General features: G+C 39.5%; 21 protein-coding genes and 1 rRNA gene. 9 read left to right on the forward strand and 13 right to left on the reverse strand.

Annotation, left to right across the window (positions count from 1 at the left end; genetic code table 11):
* Window positions 1-148 precede the first annotated feature (148 nt).
* Window positions 149-1,417 (reverse strand): uracil permease, encoded by a 1,269-nt coding sequence (gene uraA / locus IEV18_RS14580; RefSeq protein ID WP_188393126.1) that lies wholly within the window; start codon window positions 1,415-1,417, stop codon window positions 149-151.
* A gap of 330 nt (window positions 1,418-1,747) precedes the next feature.
* On the reverse strand, window positions 1,748-1,963 hold the full coding sequence (locus IEV18_RS14585) for a WYL domain-containing protein (RefSeq protein WP_188393127.1): 216 nt from the start codon (window positions 1,961-1,963) through the stop codon (window positions 1,748-1,750).
* A 125-nt stretch (window positions 1,964-2,088) separates the two neighbouring features.
* Here IEV18_RS14585 and IEV18_RS14590 point away from each other — a divergent pair, with 125 nt between their 5' ends.
* Complete coding sequence (locus IEV18_RS14590; RefSeq protein ID WP_188393128.1) at window positions 2,089-2,295, forward strand: heavy-metal-associated domain-containing protein; 207 nt, start codon at window positions 2,089-2,091, stop codon at window positions 2,293-2,295.
* Between the two features lie 149 nt (window positions 2,296-2,444).
* Here IEV18_RS14590 and IEV18_RS14595 read toward each other — a convergent pair whose 3' ends face one another.
* Both IEV18_RS14595 and IEV18_RS14600 read right to left on the reverse strand, forming a co-directional pair.
* Window positions 2,445-3,200: a metallophosphoesterase gene (locus IEV18_RS14595; protein ID WP_188393129.1), complete on the reverse strand. Its 756-nt coding sequence runs from the start codon at window positions 3,198-3,200 to the stop codon at window positions 2,445-2,447.
* Window positions 3,201-3,279: 79 nt separating this feature from the next.
* Window positions 3,280-3,837, reverse strand: a complete 558-nt coding sequence (locus IEV18_RS14600) for a YkoP family protein (protein WP_188393130.1) — start codon at window positions 3,835-3,837, stop codon at window positions 3,280-3,282.
* 134 nt (window positions 3,838-3,971) lie between these two features.
* Between IEV18_RS14600 and IEV18_RS14605 the strand changes: the two genes are divergently transcribed.
* The 5 genes from IEV18_RS14605 to IEV18_RS14625 all read left to right on the forward strand — a co-directional run bounded on the left by IEV18_RS14605 (window position 3,972) and on the right by IEV18_RS14625 (window position 6,679).
* Window positions 3,972-5,072, forward strand: coding sequence for an MGDG synthase family glycosyltransferase (locus tag IEV18_RS14605; protein ID WP_188393131.1), 1,101 nt, complete (start codon window positions 3,972-3,974; stop codon window positions 5,070-5,072).
* 89 nt (window positions 5,073-5,161) lie between these two features.
* On the forward strand, window positions 5,162-5,260 hold the full coding sequence (locus IEV18_RS14610) for a YjcZ family sporulation protein (RefSeq protein WP_188393132.1): 99 nt from the start codon (window positions 5,162-5,164) through the stop codon (window positions 5,258-5,260).
* A gap of 113 nt (window positions 5,261-5,373) precedes the next feature.
* Window positions 5,374-5,808: a YndM family protein gene (locus IEV18_RS14615; RefSeq protein WP_188393133.1), complete on the forward strand. Its 435-nt coding sequence runs from the start codon at window positions 5,374-5,376 to the stop codon at window positions 5,806-5,808.
* Between the two features lie 140 nt (window positions 5,809-5,948).
* The gene (locus IEV18_RS14620; RefSeq protein WP_188393134.1) at window positions 5,949-6,374 is read left to right on the forward strand and encodes a DUF2512 family protein; all 426 of its coding nucleotides are present in this window, start codon (window positions 5,949-5,951) and stop codon (window positions 6,372-6,374) included.
* A gap of 152 nt (window positions 6,375-6,526) precedes the next feature.
* Entirely contained in the window at window positions 6,527-6,679 is a 153-nt protein-coding gene (locus IEV18_RS14625) for a hypothetical protein (RefSeq protein WP_188393135.1), read from the forward strand.
* A 114-nt stretch (window positions 6,680-6,793) separates the two neighbouring features.
* On the opposite strand, the gene IEV18_RS14630 is transcribed toward IEV18_RS14625, so the two are convergent.
* Together IEV18_RS14630 and trmB are read right to left on the reverse strand one after the other, a co-directional pair.
* The gene (locus tag IEV18_RS14630) at window positions 6,794-7,228 is read right to left on the reverse strand and encodes an Hsp20/alpha crystallin family protein (RefSeq protein WP_188393136.1); all 435 of its coding nucleotides are present in this window, start codon (window positions 7,226-7,228) and stop codon (window positions 6,794-6,796) included.
* Between the two features lie 196 nt (window positions 7,229-7,424).
* Window positions 7,425-8,060, reverse strand: a complete 636-nt coding sequence (gene trmB, locus IEV18_RS14635) for a tRNA (guanosine(46)-N7)-methyltransferase TrmB (RefSeq protein ID WP_188393137.1) — start codon at window positions 8,058-8,060, stop codon at window positions 7,425-7,427.
* A 76-nt stretch (window positions 8,061-8,136) separates the two neighbouring features.
* Here trmB and IEV18_RS14640 point away from each other — a divergent pair, with 76 nt between their 5' ends.
* The gene (locus IEV18_RS14640) at window positions 8,137-8,424 is read left to right on the forward strand and encodes a YtzH-like family protein (RefSeq protein WP_188393138.1); all 288 of its coding nucleotides are present in this window, start codon (window positions 8,137-8,139) and stop codon (window positions 8,422-8,424) included.
* Here the strand turns inward: IEV18_RS14640 and IEV18_RS14645 are convergent.
* From IEV18_RS14645 to IEV18_RS14670, 6 genes are all read right to left on the reverse strand, one after another.
* Window positions 8,416-9,228: a phosphotransferase family protein gene (locus IEV18_RS14645; protein WP_188393139.1), complete on the reverse strand. Its 813-nt coding sequence runs from the start codon at window positions 9,226-9,228 to the stop codon at window positions 8,416-8,418. The genes IEV18_RS14640 and IEV18_RS14645 overlap by 9 nt on opposite strands.
* A gap of 74 nt (window positions 9,229-9,302) precedes the next feature.
* On the reverse strand, window positions 9,303-10,226 hold the full coding sequence (locus IEV18_RS14650) for a diacylglycerol/lipid kinase family protein (RefSeq protein ID WP_188393140.1): 924 nt from the start codon (window positions 10,224-10,226) through the stop codon (window positions 9,303-9,305).
* On the reverse strand, window positions 10,226-11,164 hold the full coding sequence (locus IEV18_RS14655; protein WP_188393141.1) for an NERD domain-containing protein: 939 nt from the start codon (window positions 11,162-11,164) through the stop codon (window positions 10,226-10,228). The genes IEV18_RS14650 and IEV18_RS14655 overlap by 1 nt, the downstream gene beginning before the upstream one ends.
* A gap of 29 nt (window positions 11,165-11,193) precedes the next feature.
* Window positions 11,194-11,769 carry an RNA 2',3'-cyclic phosphodiesterase gene (gene thpR, locus IEV18_RS14660; RefSeq protein ID WP_188393142.1) on the reverse strand — a complete coding sequence of 192 codons (576 nt, stop codon included), beginning with the start codon at window positions 11,767-11,769 and terminating at the stop codon, window positions 11,194-11,196.
* Window positions 11,770-11,783: 14 nt separating this feature from the next.
* On the reverse strand, window positions 11,784-12,500 hold the full coding sequence (locus IEV18_RS14665; protein ID WP_188393143.1) for a pseudouridine synthase: 717 nt from the start codon (window positions 12,498-12,500) through the stop codon (window positions 11,784-11,786).
* 17 nt (window positions 12,501-12,517) lie between these two features.
* Window positions 12,518-14,146: a putative polysaccharide biosynthesis protein gene (locus tag IEV18_RS14670; protein WP_188393144.1), complete on the reverse strand. Its 1,629-nt coding sequence runs from the start codon at window positions 14,144-14,146 to the stop codon at window positions 12,518-12,520.
* A gap of 143 nt (window positions 14,147-14,289) precedes the next feature.
* Here IEV18_RS14670 and IEV18_RS14675 point away from each other — a divergent pair, with 143 nt between their 5' ends.
* Together IEV18_RS14675 and IEV18_RS14680 are read left to right on the forward strand one after the other, a co-directional pair.
* Window positions 14,290-15,549 (forward strand): BaiN/RdsA family NAD(P)/FAD-dependent oxidoreductase, encoded by a 1,260-nt coding sequence (locus tag IEV18_RS14675; RefSeq protein ID WP_188393145.1) that lies wholly within the window; start codon window positions 14,290-14,292, stop codon window positions 15,547-15,549.
* 93 nt (window positions 15,550-15,642) lie between these two features.
* Window positions 15,643-15,804 (forward strand): hypothetical protein, encoded by a 162-nt coding sequence (locus IEV18_RS14680; RefSeq protein ID WP_188393146.1) that lies wholly within the window; start codon window positions 15,643-15,645, stop codon window positions 15,802-15,804.
* 206 nt (window positions 15,805-16,010) lie between these two features.
* Here the strand turns inward: IEV18_RS14680 and rrf are convergent.
* Window positions 16,011-16,125 (reverse strand): 5S ribosomal RNA (gene rrf / locus IEV18_RS14685).
* Window positions 16,126-16,259: the final 134 nt, after the last annotated feature.

Consider the following 16,259-nt stretch of genomic DNA (forward strand, 5'->3'; position numbering starts at 1 on the left):
CTTCAGACATGACGGTCACCCCCCATGCCCTTGTCTTAAGCTACAGCTACTACTGCCTTCACTGTTCGGGACTTTCACCCTATAGTCTGCACCCATGCCGGGCACACCAAAAAAAGGAGATAAACTAAGTCTATCTCCTTTTTCCCCATTATTCGTTGGATAATTTTAACATATCCAATATCTTAAAAAACAAGCTGAGGATAATCGCGACAACCGTTGCCAATCCCATACCAGATAAAGCTACCGTTCCGATGCTTAAAGATGCGCCGCTGATGCCGATTCCCAGCACGACACAGACTAAAATTAAGTTTTGGGATTTATTCAAATCGACTTTTTGCTCTACAAGCATCCGCAACCCGCTGGCAGCGATAATTCCAAACAATAGCAAGGAAATTCCGCCCATTACCGGATCAGGTATGGAGGATATTAGGGCTGCTAACTTGCCGCAGAAGGATAAGAGAATAGCGATTACTGCTGCTCCTCCGATAACCCAAGTCGAATATACCCGGGTAATGGCGAGAACACCGATGTTTTCCCCATACGTAGTATTTGGTGTTGAACCGACTAAACTGGAGATCATCGTCGAAATCCCGTTCCCCATCAAAGAACGATCTAATCCTGGCTTTTTCACTAAATCTTTCTTCACAATGTTGCTTGTTACAACTAGATGTCCGATATGTTCCGGAATTAATACGAGTGCTGCTGGCAGAATAATTAAAATGTCGGACCAATTAAATTGGATTTGGTAAAACGTCGGCATTTGAATCCAAGCTGCCTCTTTCACTTCACTGTAATCTACGATGCCAAAAAATGTTGCTACAATATAACCTGTAATAATACCTAACAAAATCGGGATAATCTTGAAAAATCCGCGCATCGTTACCCAGTAAACAATGGTAGATGCAAGGGTAATCAGCGATACAGCGACAGCAGTCGTGTCAATTGCCGCATCCTCCGCTCTGACGAGTCCGGCCATTCCTGCCGCAGTCGGGACTAGTTCCAATCCGATAACTGCCACGATGGAAGCCATGGCAGCAGGCGGGAAAATCACGTCAATCCAGGACGTGCCGACAACGCGAACGAGCAATCCGACAATTACGAGCACTAAACCGACGGCGAAAAACCCTCCAAGAGCGTATCCAAAGCCATCGCCGCCAGCATGAGCTGCTAATACTGCCATAACCGGGGAAATAAAAGCAAAGCTGGACCCTAAATAGGCTGGGATTTGTCCTTTTGTTATGAAAATATATAATAGCGTTCCGATACCATTCATTAATAAGATCGTTGCCGGATCAACACCAAACAAAATCGGCACTAACACGGTGGCGCCAAACATGGCGAATAAATGCTGCAAACTTAACGGCAAACTTTGCAAAAATGGCAGCCGTTCATCTACTTGTATTTCTCGATGATTCATCTGTCATCTCTCCTCTTTTCGGTTATCTTCTTCCATTTAGCGGGACTTCATACAGCCGAGGAAGTAGCCCGGTCCATTCCCCTGCGCTGCAATTCCCTTTGTTGAACGAACCTATGAATGGTCTGGACCAGGAAGGCATAAAAAAAGCACCTTGCCTGGCGACCTGGCAAGGTGCATAGAAACGCACACATTTATGCACAAAAATTGCGCATAAAGACATACTGATTACGCACAACCTTGCCAGCCTCACGGGACTGAATTAAAGGTTCCTTATGAAGTTAAATCTATTATTACGGATAATAGAGAGAAAGTCAAGGACAATTTTTCTCTTTACGCTCCCATTTTCTTCATGAAGGGATAGACAGCTAAAATATTGTCTAAACGAAAAATCCGTAATTTCTGCCTGGCGTAACAGAAAGCCAAAATGTGGTTTTCCCTCAATTTTATTACCCGGATTGTCCGCTGGGATAAATCATTCTCTTGGGAAAGATAAATAATCTCCAGCTTTTCCTTCGTTTGCATGGATCGCAGAAAAAGTTTTTCCATTTCTTCCTCCAAAACAGAACGTTTGTTCTTATTTTACCATAAACTGCTCTTATTGCAAATGAAGGACATGATATTTTTCCGTTTTGGAATAATAAAATGGAACGAATGCGGGAAGGAGAATGAATATGGCAGAAACGACAATTTTTGTGAAAGAAGCAACGACAGATTCAATTATTCAGCAGATAGAGCAATTGCTCAATCAGATAGATGGAGTGGAAAGGGTATTAATTGATACTGAAGACGGGGAAGTAAAATTAGAATTTGATACGGATAAAATAACGGAAGAAGAGATTGCTTCCATGCTGATGGAACAAAATTATTTATTACATTGACATTGGTAAAAGCTTGCCCACAAAAATGGGCAAGCTTATGGAAAAAGTCAGCCGGCAATTGTTACCGATTCTTGTTTGTCATCAGATGAAACATAAAGATAGTGAATTGTAATTTCCGGCCGGCTTCCGATACGGACATTGACTCCTGTCTAGCCGAGTCCTTCACTAATATAAAAGGCTTTTCCCTGATAATAATGCAGTCCTTTTACGATATTCATCCGGGCTAATTTTCCCATTTTGACAAGATGATACGGCTTTGGCCAATATATTTGTCCGCCATGAAAATGGCCGGATAACAGATAATCAAAATTATAGTCTTTCATTTTCAAAACGACATTCGGATCGTGGGTTAACACTAAATTGTAGCCGTTTTTGATTCCGCTGTATGCTTTATCCACTTCACTGCGGTTTGTGCTGTTATCATCAATTCCGATAATATTTATATTCTTTCCGCTGCAGACTATCGAGTGATGCTCATTTTGCATCGTTTTTATTCCATAATCTTGCAGCAGATTATTAAGCACCCTAAAGTTTTTCTTTCTTAACACATAATCATGGTTGCCATACACCGCATAGGTGCCATATTTCGGGTTTAGTTCAGTTAACGTTTCCAGATAAGGAATTAATCTCGGTATACTCCGCTTTCGGTCTAGGAAGTCGCCGGTAAGTGCAATGATATCGATGGATTCATCCTGCAGCCTGCTTTTTAGTTCCTCAGGACTGACGGAAATATTTTCGATATGCATATCAGATATGTGCAAAACCTTTAAAGGGGAAGCATTGTTGTCAAAAGAAGGTTTATTTATTTCCACCGCATTAACCGTAACTGCTTTCGTATTTTTATAGCCGCGAAAAAACGCATACCCTAAAAGAATAACGATAATTGCAATGAAGCCAAAAATCATAGCTACGCCTCCTCTGTTCTATTATAAGGGGAGGCTTGGTCATTTGTTTAGTTGTAAATTATGGGTATTCGGCTGGAATTCAATTCTTGGAATATTTCTTCTCCAGCACTTTCTTCGACATAATTAAATACATCGGCGCTGTCATTTCCTTGCTTATTTTCTCAGCAGAAAGAAAAAATATCGGAAATAGCGCAATTTGCTTAAATCGTTTATACCATTTATTTTTTAAGGGAAAAACGTCAAATCCGAGTCTTTCCGATCCTTTATACAACGTTGTAATTCCAATAATTCCTTTGATCTCTTCTCTTTTTTGATGGCCTTTTATGTAATGGCTTACAAAGGGCAGGGATTCTTCTACCAATTTATAAGTAGTCAGCGCACGGCGGATGTCACTGGGATAATTTATAATTTTCCTTAAAAGTTTGACGTTATGCAAATGTATTTTTAACAGCAAATCGTTCTTATTGATGATCGTGCCATCCGATAATATTATTTTTGCTCCTTTATATTTCATCAGACGAACACGAATGATCGTTCTATCGCCAAGAGCATTTTTTACATAGTTTAAACGGGTGAACTGAAAATAAATCGGGTCAATCATGCTCCATATGTACAGCCAGTTTTGCTTCCATTGCATTTTCCTCTACTCCCTGGTAATGTGAACATTTATAGTTTTATTTTGACAAAATGAAACGGAAACTATTACAAAATAATGTCTCCGAATGAAATAAGCCTTTCCGACTTAAAATAATGGAAAGGAGGCAAAAAGCGATGTACAAAGTTTTATTTCTGCCCTTACTGCAAATTCCTACGGGCCATCATCATGTGGCAGATTCCATCCGTGAGCAATTACTGGAGTCCGGGAAAAATTTCCATTGTGAAAAAGTTGATATCATTTCCCATTGTTACGGCAAGTGGGAATCTTTTGTTTCCTCCTTCTATTTGCATTGGATACATCTTTCTCCAGCAACTTACAGCCGAATTTACCAATGGAATGCGGTGAAAGGTATTTCTAAAAGGTATTATATTTACGAAAGATTATTTTTAAAAAAAGTACTTCACCTGTTGGCCGCATATGAACCAAATATGGTCGTCTGCACTCATGCCCTGCCCTCCTATCTCATCAATCAAATTAAGAAGAATCATCAATGGCAAGGAATCGCATTAAATGTTTATACCGATTATTTCATAAACGATTTGTGGGGTATGGATTGCATCGATTATCATTTTGTTCCCTCTGACGAATTGAAACGGCAATTGCTAAAAACAGGAATTGATCCAAAGAGAATTTTCGTTACCGGCATACCTGTCCATCCGAAATTTCAGCAGCAATATGTTAAAGAAAGTCATAACAGCCGGATTACAATGCTGATTAGCGGCGGAAATATGGGGGCCGGTTCGATAATGAAAGTAATAGAACGCTTAGAACCTTCGGGAAAAATTTTTTATAAAGTACTTTGCGGAAAAAATCATCAGCTTTTTTCTTCGATTAAAAAATTGAAAAATCCTTATGTACAGCCTTTGCCCTATATTTCGTCAAAAGACGAAATGAATCGGTTGTACGAGGAAGCAGATGCCATTATTACAAAACCCGGAGGAGTCACAATTAGTGAATGTTTGTGGAAAAAACTTCCCATCTTTGTATATGAAGCTTTGCCAGGACAGGAAGAATTTAATTTCCGGTTTTTGCAGAAACATGCCCTAGTCTACGACCTCTGTTACGAAAATCCGAAAATGCATTTGGAAAGTTATATGTTACGAATTTTAAATAATGAAACGAAAGAAATCCGGAACCGTTTCGAATCCTTTTATCGAGGATTAGAAAAGAGAAATATTTTAATGCTATTCGAAGATATTTTAGAAGGCTCATGAATTTACATGGAAAACTGGGATAATGTCCTTACCAACCTCCGTCATTAGTGCGTACGTTAGTAATATATAATGATGGAGGTGTTATGAAAATGAGCAAATCGAGAGACGGATACGGGGCAGGATTTGCCTTTATCGTTGTGATGTTTATTTTATTAATTATCGTTGGAACGTCCTATGTCAGATATTAACACCTGAACAGTCTGTTTTATGCAGACTGTTTTTTTATGCTAAAACAGTTTAAATATTCCAGGCATATCCCATTTAAGTTAGCCACATACTAAAGAAAAAAGGATGGATTTCATTGAATCATCTAAAAGCAATCGGAATTAAGTTCATTGTCATTGCAACAATCCTTTTTTCCATTTTATCCATATTCGATACAGCTTCACTTACAGAAATTTTAATGATCAGCTTCATCGTTACAGGAGCCGCTTACTTAATTGGAGATTTGTTTATTTTGCCTAAATACGGCAATTTCCGGGCATGCCTCACTGATTTTGGGCTGGCTTTTTTATCCGTATTGCTGCTTACTTTCCTGTTCATGGAAGGGGATTACCCAAGGGTGCTTATTTCCGGATTTGCCGCATTTTTTATCGCCATTAGTGAAGGTCTTTTTCATATATATATGAAAGAAAAAGTGTTGCCAGACAGAGAAGATGAAACGAAAGCTATCGGAAATCACGCCTATCTCGCTGAATTTTCTGAGGAAGAAAACCCGAAACGAAAAGACGAGTAAAGAAGCAAGACTTTCACTAAATTCTTGCTTTTTTTGCTTCTTCCAAAAAGGAATCTGGCGGCAGAAACTTTGGAGATTTTTAGCTGGCGCTATCCAAATCTGGAAACACTAACTCCAAAATACGGAAAGGAGAAAAGACTGTGAAACATCCGACAGCACTTTTGATTAAGTTTTTTCTTGTAACAGGGGTATTATGGGTCATGCTCGGAATATTTTTTGACGTATCCTTTTGGAATGTTATAACCTTAAGCGTTATTTTGACACTCGTTTCCTTCTTCGGCGATGTGTACATCCTTCCGCGGATAGGTACGATTCTCGGGGTTATCGGCGATTTTGCTCTTGCCCTGTTATTAATCTGGATGATTGGTGCCTATTTTTTCACAGACAGCATAAATTGGTCCATGGCAGCACTTAGTTCAGCAATTGTTATCGCGTTGGCAGAAATTTTCTTTCATCGGATGATGGCTGAAAAAGTGCGGCGCAAAGCTTATCCAAACCCGTCAAGTCGCCTGCAGACAGAATCAGGAAAGGAGTTCGACTTTTCTAAAAGCAAAAAAGACGTATAAAACTATTGTTTTATTATTTAAAATATTACTTCATTCTCCTTAATAGGTTTATTTTTGTAGAAATGGTTAGAATATTTGGTGTCAGTATAATTTACTTACGTTCAATGCCAAACAGTAAATGTACTGAAAAAATACATCTAGGAGGGTCGACATTGGCAAAAAATAAGAATAGGAAAAATCGCAATAACAACAACAATAATAATAACAATAATGTTGAATTTGCGAATGAAAATAAGTTTAATGATTTAGATTTCGATAATAATAACAAAAATCGAAATCGGAACGAGAATAATCGTAATAACTAAAACGGCATCATTACATCAACCTGTATCCTATATATTGGATACAGGCCTTTATTATGAATGAAAAACATTCAAGGTGCGGGTATCTGTTCGGTACCCGCACCTTGATTCATGGCATTACAATATTTCAATTCTCCTTCCTTTTCGTTTGTCTGAATGAAGTTTAGGAATTTCAATGTGCAAAATGCCATCTTCAAGTTTCGCTTTTATATTATCCTGATCTGCGTCATCGACATAGAACTGTCTGACAAACTCGCCATAAGACCGTTCCCGGTGAATGTATTTATCTTTCTCTTCAACTTGTTTCATCTCATCTCTTTTAGCTCGGATCGTTAGATAATTGTCTGTTATTTCAATTGTAATATCGTCTTTCTTAAAACCAGGGAGTTCCGCTTGTACATAGTAGGCATTGTCTTTTTCTACAATGTCTGTTCTGAAGGATTTAGCAGATTGGAAAGGTATTGGGAAATTGCGGTGGAAGACATCTTGGAAAGTTTCCAACATCTGATCAAACACATCATCTTTTCTCTTATACGGTCTTAAATCAAACATATAAATTCCTCCCTTATTGATATATTTCCACATTATTATTATACAAAAATTCCACGATTATACCCATATTTCTAACATATATCGCTATGTATTGACTATATTTGACTAATATACGATGTAAATATTGCATATTAAATCAACTGTAAAAAAGCACCCGCAATTTTGCGGATGCCTTCATAATAATCCTGACCTTCTGTTAGAAACGGGCTTTACAACGGTATATTCGCTGACCCTTTTTCGAGAACTTTTCCTCATATTCCGTCATGACATTAAGCGGATCATTCAATGCATGAAGATCGAGACTTACTTCTTCCAGCTTCATCCCAAATTGGGAAAAACTGACTAATGAATACTCAAAAAATCCTTGATTATCAGTTTTTAGAATAATCTCTCCATCAGGATGCAAAATATGTTTATATTGTTCGAGAAACGTATGGTATGTCAATCTTCGCTTTTCATGTCGATTTTTTGGCCAAGGATCGGAAAAATTTAAATAAATGGTGGTAATTTCGTTTTCTGCAAAAATGTCCCGAACATCTTTTGCATTGATATTTAATAAAAAGACATTCTTCAGCTCTTCATCTAATACTTTTTGAACGGCGGAGACAATGACACTTTTTACAACTTCTATCCCGATAAAATTAATTTCCGGGTGCTGTTTTGCCATTCCGGCGATAAATTGTCCTTTGCCTGTTCCAATTTCCAAGTGTATCGGTTGGTCATTTTGAAATAAAGTTTGCCATTTCCCCTTATTCTCGTCCGCATTAGGAATAACAATATGGCTGTTTTCTTTAATAAAGTCATCGGCCCAAGGTTTATGGCGCTGACGCATAATATCCCTCGCTTTTCCTCTTATGATGAATAAAAATGTGCAAACTGATAAAAAATAGTGTCATGAGGTGATACAAATGACACTAACGACCAATCATTTATTGACCTTATTACAGGATATTTTACATGAACAATCATCGGAACTACAAGCCGACGTCTCCGAATACCAGCAAATTAAACGGCTGGTGAAAACGATGATGGCCAATAATAGCATTTCCAATGAAACGTTATTGCAGCTTCTGCCGGAAATTTACAACTACGGAAGACTGGGGGAAAATGCGCAAAACATGGAGGAACTTATCCATTCGAACAAAGATAATATCGAGCAATGGCTGCATGCTATTGATGAGACGACTTTACAATAGCGGTAACACTTCCTTGTTCAGTTTATAAAGATTATTCCGTCTGTCATGTGCTCTTTTATTCTCTTTTCTTTCCATATGCCATGAAAAATAATGGAGAGAATCATATAATAAAAACCAGTACATTCGTTCGATGACATTATCTTCTTTATCCGCTCCATATTTTTCTAACCAATCTTCCCATTGATTTCTCGGAATATAGCCGTTAAGGATCATGCCAAAATCAAAGGCAGGATCCGCGATGGTTGCATTGTCCCAGTCGATTAAATATAGGGAACCGTCCTTTGACATCAGCAAATTATGATGGTTAATATCACTATGGCAAACGGCCAAGTTTTGGTTTCTCGTCTTTGGGAGCAATTTTTCCAAATGTCGGATTGCCGTTTGCACTTCTTCATATTGACGATGCAAATTTAAATCATATATTTTCTTTTTAATCGACAGAAAAAAATCATCGGAAGTAAAGGGCTTAATTCCGATTCGCAGCAGCATATTTAATAACTCGCTGGAATGGTGAATTTTTCGCAATAGCTGTGCCACCTTTTCTTGCTGCATATCTTCAGGTGCAAGTTCCCGGCCTTCCAGCCATTCCTGAGCAGTAATCACATCTCCGTTTTCCATCCGCTTCGTCCAAATCAGTTTGGGAACAATCCCTTCAGCAGATAATACAGCCAGAAATGGAGATGAATTTCGTTTCAAAAATAGCCGTTTATTATTTTTTTGTGCAATAAATGCCTGTCCTGTCAGTCCTCCAGCTGGTTTTAACTTCCACCCGTCGCCCAGCGCTTTTTCAAGCCATTCCAACATAGTTCTTCCCATCTTTCAATTTTGCAGTCCTTTTCACATTTTATCGGTTACAAGAGAAAATTACAACAGCATATTTACTTTTTTGTCTGTCTGACTACAGAAAGGGGTGTCGGATTTTTTTCAATTTGACTTTGATAACAGACTGCCGTTTCTCCATCGACTTGAACGTGAAGAAGATGCTGGGAAGAAACTTTTATCTTTCTCCCCTCTAACACTTCTACTTCTTTAAAGGAAGTATGTTTTCCAAAAAAGACGGTAAAAAACAAGGTAAGCACTTTCCATTTGGAAATCTCGTGGATAATAATCAGTGATATCCGGTCCGACCGGTTCGCTGCCCCTGGAATAATTTTCATCCCGCCGCCATAATAGGGATGATTGCCGCATGCGATCATCCAGCAATTCTGCAGCTTCCTTGGACGTCCATCCACTTCCAGTTCAATCTGCATCGGCTGAAATTGAATTAAAACTTGAATAAGTGCGATGATATAGGTAACTTTTCCCAATCGAAGGAAATTAAAAATATGTTTATAAAATGAATGGTTTGCTTTATTGGCGATTTGAGCATCAAATCCAAAGCCAATGGAATTGACAAAGTTCTTTTTTAACTGTTTATTTAGCGTATATTGTCCAACCCAATATGACTCACTATTTTCGCCGCGAATAATATTTTCAAAAATTTCCGCCGCATTTCCCTTAATGCCGCAGCTCCTGGCAAAGTCATTCCCCGAACCTCCCGGGATAACGGCAATGCGAATATTTTTGTAATCACCGGCACCGTTGATAACTTCGTGTACCGTGCCATCCCCGCCAATAACAATAATCGTCTCCGGAAGGGATTTCCGTGCAATTTCTCTTGCAATCTTTTCCCCATGTCCTGGATATTTCGTAAAATAATATTCGCTGTTTATTTGCTGATAACTGTCCGTTTCCTTTATTTTTTCAAATATCCGTTTTGCTTTCCCCTTTCCGGCCTTCGGATTGACGATAAAAACATACATTACTGATCCTCCACATCCCCAATTTTTATAAATTCATCGGAATCCTCCCATTCCGGACGCTTTATAGAATTTGTCTGGCAATGCTTGAGCAAAACGGAAGCTGTTTTTAATTGCCGACTTTTTAACGGGGAATGTAAACTGCGCCTTTCCTTAAACCATTGGCCATATTCGTCTTTCCCGATGATTGTCGTGTTATATGGCTCTGTATAATAAAAGATAGAATTGGTGCGGGAAAGAATTGTCTTTTGAATCGGAAATTCGACGTGATGATTATGCAGTATACTTTTGATAATATTTTCTGTTCTTTTCAAGGAAACGACAGGACTGATAATTTTTTCCTTTATTCCTTCCTTTTCAATGTTCCAAGTTCGTTCATCCCCGGCCATAATTACCGCATTATCTTCCAGTTCCAGTACATGGATAATTTCCATCCCTATTGGCGATATAAATACGATTTCTCCATCGATAGGAACATGTTTGACATAAAAAACCGGATAATACATTAATAAATAATTGTCCGGAAAGCGCTGCAAAAAAAATTTCAAGAGCATATCGTTAAAATATTTTGCATCCACCTTGGACATTTGCGTCATTGTAGACGTTCCCCATTTTAATTGAAATTGCAGCAGCCGGTCGAGGTAATACTGTTTTAATTCATCTATATTATTTGGCAAAACTTGCTTTTCCTCTTTCGGAACTGATTCCAGCTTTCTCTCTTTTTTCGCAAATAATTTTAATTTTTCCAGGGGGGATTTTGGTTGGGATTCCGTTTCTTCTTTCGTGAACACATCTTCTGGTTCTGCAAACTTCTCCTCCTGCCATTGCTGATATAGCTTATTCCAGTTGTCCTTTTTCATGCGGATAAATTGGGCTGGATAGCGATATGTGTCCCATTCATAACGGGAAAGATAATCAGCTAATTTAATTAATTGCGCCAATTAACCATCACCCTTGCTCATATTTTTCTTCATTCTTTTCCAAGTAAGGAATAGGTGTGTACCGGTTTATATTTTTGTTTTTTTTCTGGCTCCACTTGGTAAAGCACCGCTTTGGCAACTTCCATCGTAAAGATGTCACGATACGGTTCCTTAATTGATGCTAATATTTCCGTCATATCTTTCGAATTCGTATTGTCCCATCTTTTGCCTAACGTAATATGGGGGCGGTAGGGACGGTTTTCTTTCGGAAAGCCAGCCATTTCTGTTACATTCTCTACCGTTTGCTTCAGTAAGAATAATGGCTCTGATTCCTCAACCCCAGCCCATACGACACGAGGGTGTTTCCGGCTGCCAAACGTACCGACCTTTCCAACCCGAAGGGAAAAAGGAGCATGCAGTTCCAAATCCGAAAGTCCCCTTGACAAATCGGTTAGTTGATTGTCTGACACCGGTCCGAGAAATTTTAATGTAATATGGAAGTCTCTTTTGTCATACCACCGCTTTAATGGAATATGCTTCATGAGTTGAGATTGCCATTCGGCAAACTGTTCTTGTATAGATTCCGGAAGCGGAATGGCAATAAAATAATGGGGATAATTTCCCATTCTTCCGTCCTCCTTTATCTTTTTAACGAAAGACAGTAATTTAGTTCCTTCTCTGTCAGTCTTCGGTATTCTCCGGGAGCTAGGGACGTATCTATTGTAATGTCCCCCATTCGGATTCGTTTTAAGTACATTACTTTTTTATCGACTGCAAGGAACATTCGCTTTACTTGGTGGAATTTCCCTTCCGTAATGGTAATTTCCACCTCGGATTGCTCGCCGCTCGCAATAATGTTCAATTTCGCTGGTTTTGTATGATAGCCATCGTCTAACGTAACCCCTTGCTGAAATTTCTCTGCATCTTCCGCAGTCACTCTTCCTTTGATTTTGGCAAAATACGTTTTTTCCACATTTTTATTCGGGGATGTCAGCTGATGAGCCAACTCCCCGTCGTTTGTTAAGATAAGCAGCCCTTCCGTATCTTTATCGAGCCGTCCTACAGGAAAAGGCTGAAACCATTTTTCTTCTTTAGATAATAGATCGACTACCGTTCTTTCCCGGGAATCTTTCGTAGCAGAAATGACTCCCTTTGGCTTATTCATCATAAGATAGATATATTTTTCATAAACAGCCCTTTCACCATCCACTTCAATCCTATCACTCTCCGGGTCAACATGAATGCTGCCATTTTTTTGGACTTGCCCATTGACAGTTACCCGTTTCTCTTTTAATAAAAATTTTACTTCCTTCCGGCTGCCAAACCCCATATTGGCAAGCAATTTATCCAGTCGCATTTGCACCGCCCTCATTTCTATGCCCTTTTCCATTTAGCAAGAAGTTTATCGATAACTGGTACCTTTCCGTCAAATATTCTTTCCAATAAAGTGGACGCATAGGCAAAATATAAATAAACACCCCCGCCTACTGTAACACCGATTGCCAGCATGATTGCCGCACCCCACCACGACTCGTCATACGGGATAAATAAGCCAAATACGGCCCGAACGATCCAAATTGCGGCACCCATGATTAAAATGAAAATACCGATAAGCATCGTTCTTTTCACAGTTTGGCGATACGGCATCTGAATAGAAACTTTTATCCGCCATAGGTTTAAAGCAACAGCAATGCCTGCTGCAAGGGCCGTTCCAAAAATGGCACCCTTCGGACCAAATATATGAATAAGCTGGATATTAAGCAAAACTTTTGCCAGAAGGCCTGCAAGCAAACTTATAATAGAGAAGTTTTGCTGATTGATTCCCTGCAAAATCGAGGAAGTAACCGTAAACAAAGAAAACAGCAATCCGACCGGCGCATACCAGGCAAGTAACGAACCTGTTAAGTCAATATTGGCCAATCCATAGATTGTGCCATAGGCAACGTCGGATAACAATGTCAATCCTGCCGAGGCGGGAATGACCAGGACGAGGACGATTTGTAATGACTGGTTAATTTGCTGGTGAAGAATGTTCATCTTGTTGCTGTTGAACGTTTTCGTCATCGCCGGCAGGATGGCAAGACTTAGTCCTGTTGCAATTGTGCTTGGGATGATGACCAATTTATGGGCATACGTATTTATGGCGCCAAGGGCAATTTCAAAATCTTTATATCCGCCGCTAACCATCGCCCGTTCAAACGTTACGTTATCGACAAACTGATACATGCTGGTAGCCAACCCGACGATAACAAAAGGTCCTGCATAGCTGAATAATTCTTTAAGAAGACTGGATGTCGGAATATCGTTCCTTACCCTTTGTTCCGCCAATTGCCTGTCGAGAAATGGTTTACGTTTTTTCCAGTAAACAAGAAGAATAATCCAGGAACCTACTGCTCCGACAAATGCGCCAAAAGTAGCGAAACCAACCGCCGTTGCAATGCTTTTCTTCAAAATGACAACGATAATAAAAACAGAAACTAATACGAAAACAATCCGGACAATTTGTTCTGCCACTTGAGAAAGTGCTGTTGGCCCCATCGACTCGTAGCCCTGGAAAAATCCCCGGGTCATGCTCATGGCTGGAATAAGGATTAGAGCGAAACTGACCATGCGAATGACAAAGGCTACATCATCGGTGGAAATCGCACTTTTTGCTTCATTCGTTATGTAAATATTTGCCAATGCATCGGCACTGAAAAATAAAATGAAAAAGGCGATAAATCCGCTGATTATCATTAAAATCGTTCCATATTTGAACAATCTTCTCCCGGTTTCATAATCGCCTAACGTATTGTATTTCGATACGATCTTCGACATGGCTAAAGGTATGCCGACAGTGGAAATGCTCAACATAATGTTATAAGGGGTGTATGCATAACCATAAAGCGTACCGCCAACCGGTCCGACCATTGCATTAAAAGGAATTATATATATCATTCCAAGAAATTTGGATAAAAAACTGGCACTTGTTAATAATAATGAGCTTCTGACAATATTTGACATTTTTTCACCTTTAATCTTTAAACGTTATTTCACCCGTTATTTTATCATACAACTTGTCTATACCGTTAATATAACCCTGCTCTTAAATTTGTGTTACAGAAAAATTTCTTGTATGATACTAAAACGAAAGGAATGAAAAAAGTTTGATGTATGACGTTATTGTAATTGGCGGCGGACCTTCTGGATTGATGGCCGCTATCGCAGCAGGGGAAAAAGGAGCAAAAGCCGTGCTCCTGGAAAAGGGCAGCAAGCTGGGCAGGAAATTGGCCATTTCCGGCGGCGGGAGATGCAATGTGACAAACAGACTCCCTGAAGATGAAGTTATTCGCCATATTCCTGGAAACGGCAAATTTTTATACAGCGCCTTCGCCCAATTTAATAATTATGATATCATTGATTTTTTTGAAAATCTTGGTGTTGCCTTAAAAGAAGAAGATCATGGCCGGATGTTTCCAAAATCAAATTCAGCAAAATCGGTTGTTCAAGCATTAGTAAATCAGCTTAAACGTTATCAAGTTGAGGTGCGATTAGAGACCCCGGTAAAAGCAATCGACTACGGGTTAGAACATCATACAGTTATTTTGTCAAACGGAGAGAAGCTGCGCACAAAAACAGTAATAATTGCAGCTGGGGGAAAAGCAGTTCCCCAAACCGGCTCCACTGGAGACGGGTATCCGTGGGCCAAAAAAGCAGGACACTCCATCACAACGTTATATCCTACAGAAGTCGCTCTTATTTCCTATGAAGATTTTATTAAAAATAGAACGCTGCAAGGATTATCTTTGAGGGATGTTGCATTAACCGTGCTGAATAAAAGAAATAAACCGATTATTACCCATCAAATGGACATGCTGTTTACCCATTTCGGCATTTCGGGCCCAGCCGTATTGCGCTGTTCCCAGTTTGTTGTAAAAGAATTGATGAATGGCCGGAATGAAGTTACGTTATCCTTGGACACCCTGCCAAATGTAAACGCAGAGGATGTATTGCGGCAATGGATTTCCACTGCGAAAGAAAACCCGAAAATGTCCGTGAAAAATGTCATGAAAGGTACTGTTCCTAAACGTTTTCTTGAGTTTATTCTCCAGCGGCATAACGTAATAGAGGAAGAAAAATGTGCCCACGTCTCAAAAGAAACCCTTCGTTCCATTGTACATACGTTGAAGCACTTTACCTTTCAAGTACACGGCTCGTTGCCCTTGGAAAAAGCCTTTGTTACTGGAGGAGGTGTTTCCATTAAAGAAATTCACCCAAGTACGATGCAATCCAAATTAATGCACGGGCTATATTTTTGCGGTGAGATTCTTGATATTCACGGTTATACTGGCGGTTACAATATTACTTCTGCACTTGTTACCGGCAGAGTAACAGGAACCCATGCCGCCTCTGAAGCTGGAAAATAACCAGGCCATTGGCAGATGATACCTTGTATTTCGATTGACATCAGACACAAGCTATAAATGTCTCGTAGCAAATTAAGAAAGGGAGTGAGGATAATGCAAAACAAAAAATGGATTCCGCTAATTGCATCCATTGGTGTCGGAGCTGCTGCTTACTATACAATGAAACGAAATAACCAAAACTTCGGACAGACCGTTCAAAAAATGCTCCCATTCATGGCAAACCTAGGAGGCAACAATCAGCAGCAAAGCATGTAACTGAATGCCCTTTTCGCTACAGACATTGGTAAGGGAGAAGCAATTTCCCCAAAAAATAAACCGCACGGATCCGTGCGGTTTATTAGTTTTAACCCTTTATAAGACGCTTGATTTTAGCCTAAATTGGGGTCATCATCTAATTTAGTTCGTTCATCGCCGTTGATAAAAAAGAAGCTATCCTGCGAGGACATCTTCTTTTAACTTTTGCCTGGCAACGTCCTACTCTCGCAGGGGGAACCCCCAACTACTATCGGCGCTGGAGAGCTTAACTTCTGTGTTCGGTATGGGAACAGGTGTGACCTCTCCGCCATCGTCACCAGACAATCCTTTTATGAAGGACATGTTATATTATATGCACTTTTTCATCAAAATGCAAGTCCTTTTTTTGCACCTTCAAAACTAAATAAGAGAATACAACGACTTGAAATTTAGTTAAGCCCTCGATCGATTAGTAT

Origin of the sequence: Compostibacillus humi, from assembly GCF_014637175.1 — a bacterium.
Lineage (GTDB): Bacteria > Bacillota > Bacilli > Bacillales > Amphibacillaceae > Oceanobacillus > Oceanobacillus humi.

What these genes read in the sequence shown, in the direction of transcription:
- uraA (WP_188393126.1), bottom strand. Translation starts at nt 1,417, where the DNA reads ATGAATCATCGAGAAATACAAGTAGATGAACGGCTGCCATTTTTGCAA.
- IEV18_RS14585 (WP_188393127.1), bottom strand. Translation starts at nt 1,963, where the DNA reads ATGGAAAAACTTTTTCTGCGATCCATGCAAACGAAGGAAAAGCTGGAG.
- IEV18_RS14590 (WP_188393128.1), top strand. Translation starts at nt 2,089, where the DNA reads ATGGCAGAAACGACAATTTTTGTGAAAGAAGCAACGACAGATTCAATT.
- IEV18_RS14595 (WP_188393129.1), bottom strand. Translation starts at nt 3,200, where the DNA reads ATGATTTTTGGCTTCATTGCAATTATCGTTATTCTTTTAGGGTATGCG.
- IEV18_RS14600 (WP_188393130.1), bottom strand. Translation starts at nt 3,837, where the DNA reads ATGCAATGGAAGCAAAACTGGCTGTACATATGGAGCATGATTGACCCG.
- IEV18_RS14605 (WP_188393131.1), top strand. Translation starts at nt 3,972, where the DNA reads ATGTACAAAGTTTTATTTCTGCCCTTACTGCAAATTCCTACGGGCCAT.
- IEV18_RS14610 (WP_188393132.1), top strand. Translation starts at nt 5,162, where the DNA reads ATGAGCAAATCGAGAGACGGATACGGGGCAGGATTTGCCTTTATCGTT.
- IEV18_RS14630 (WP_188393136.1), bottom strand. Translation starts at nt 7,228, where the DNA reads ATGTTTGATTTAAGACCGTATAAGAGAAAAGATGATGTGTTTGATCAG.
- trmB (WP_188393137.1), bottom strand. Translation starts at nt 8,060, where the DNA reads ATGCGTCAGCGCCATAAACCTTGGGCCGATGACTTTATTAAAGAAAAC.
- IEV18_RS14640 (WP_188393138.1), top strand. Translation starts at nt 8,137, where the DNA reads ATGACACTAACGACCAATCATTTATTGACCTTATTACAGGATATTTTA.
- IEV18_RS14645 (WP_188393139.1), bottom strand. Translation starts at nt 9,228, where the DNA reads ATGTTGGAATGGCTTGAAAAAGCGCTGGGCGACGGGTGGAAGTTAAAA.
- IEV18_RS14650 (WP_188393140.1), bottom strand. Translation starts at nt 10,226, where the DNA reads ATGTATGTTTTTATCGTCAATCCGAAGGCCGGAAAGGGGAAAGCAAAA.
- thpR (WP_188393142.1), bottom strand. Translation starts at nt 11,769, where the DNA reads ATGGGAAATTATCCCCATTATTTTATTGCCATTCCGCTTCCGGAATCT.
- IEV18_RS14665 (WP_188393143.1), bottom strand. Translation starts at nt 12,500, where the DNA reads ATGCGACTGGATAAATTGCTTGCCAATATGGGGTTTGGCAGCCGGAAG.
- IEV18_RS14670 (WP_188393144.1), bottom strand. Translation starts at nt 14,146, where the DNA reads ATGTCAAATATTGTCAGAAGCTCATTATTATTAACAAGTGCCAGTTTT.
- IEV18_RS14680 (WP_188393146.1), top strand. Translation starts at nt 15,643, where the DNA reads ATGCAAAACAAAAAATGGATTCCGCTAATTGCATCCATTGGTGTCGGA.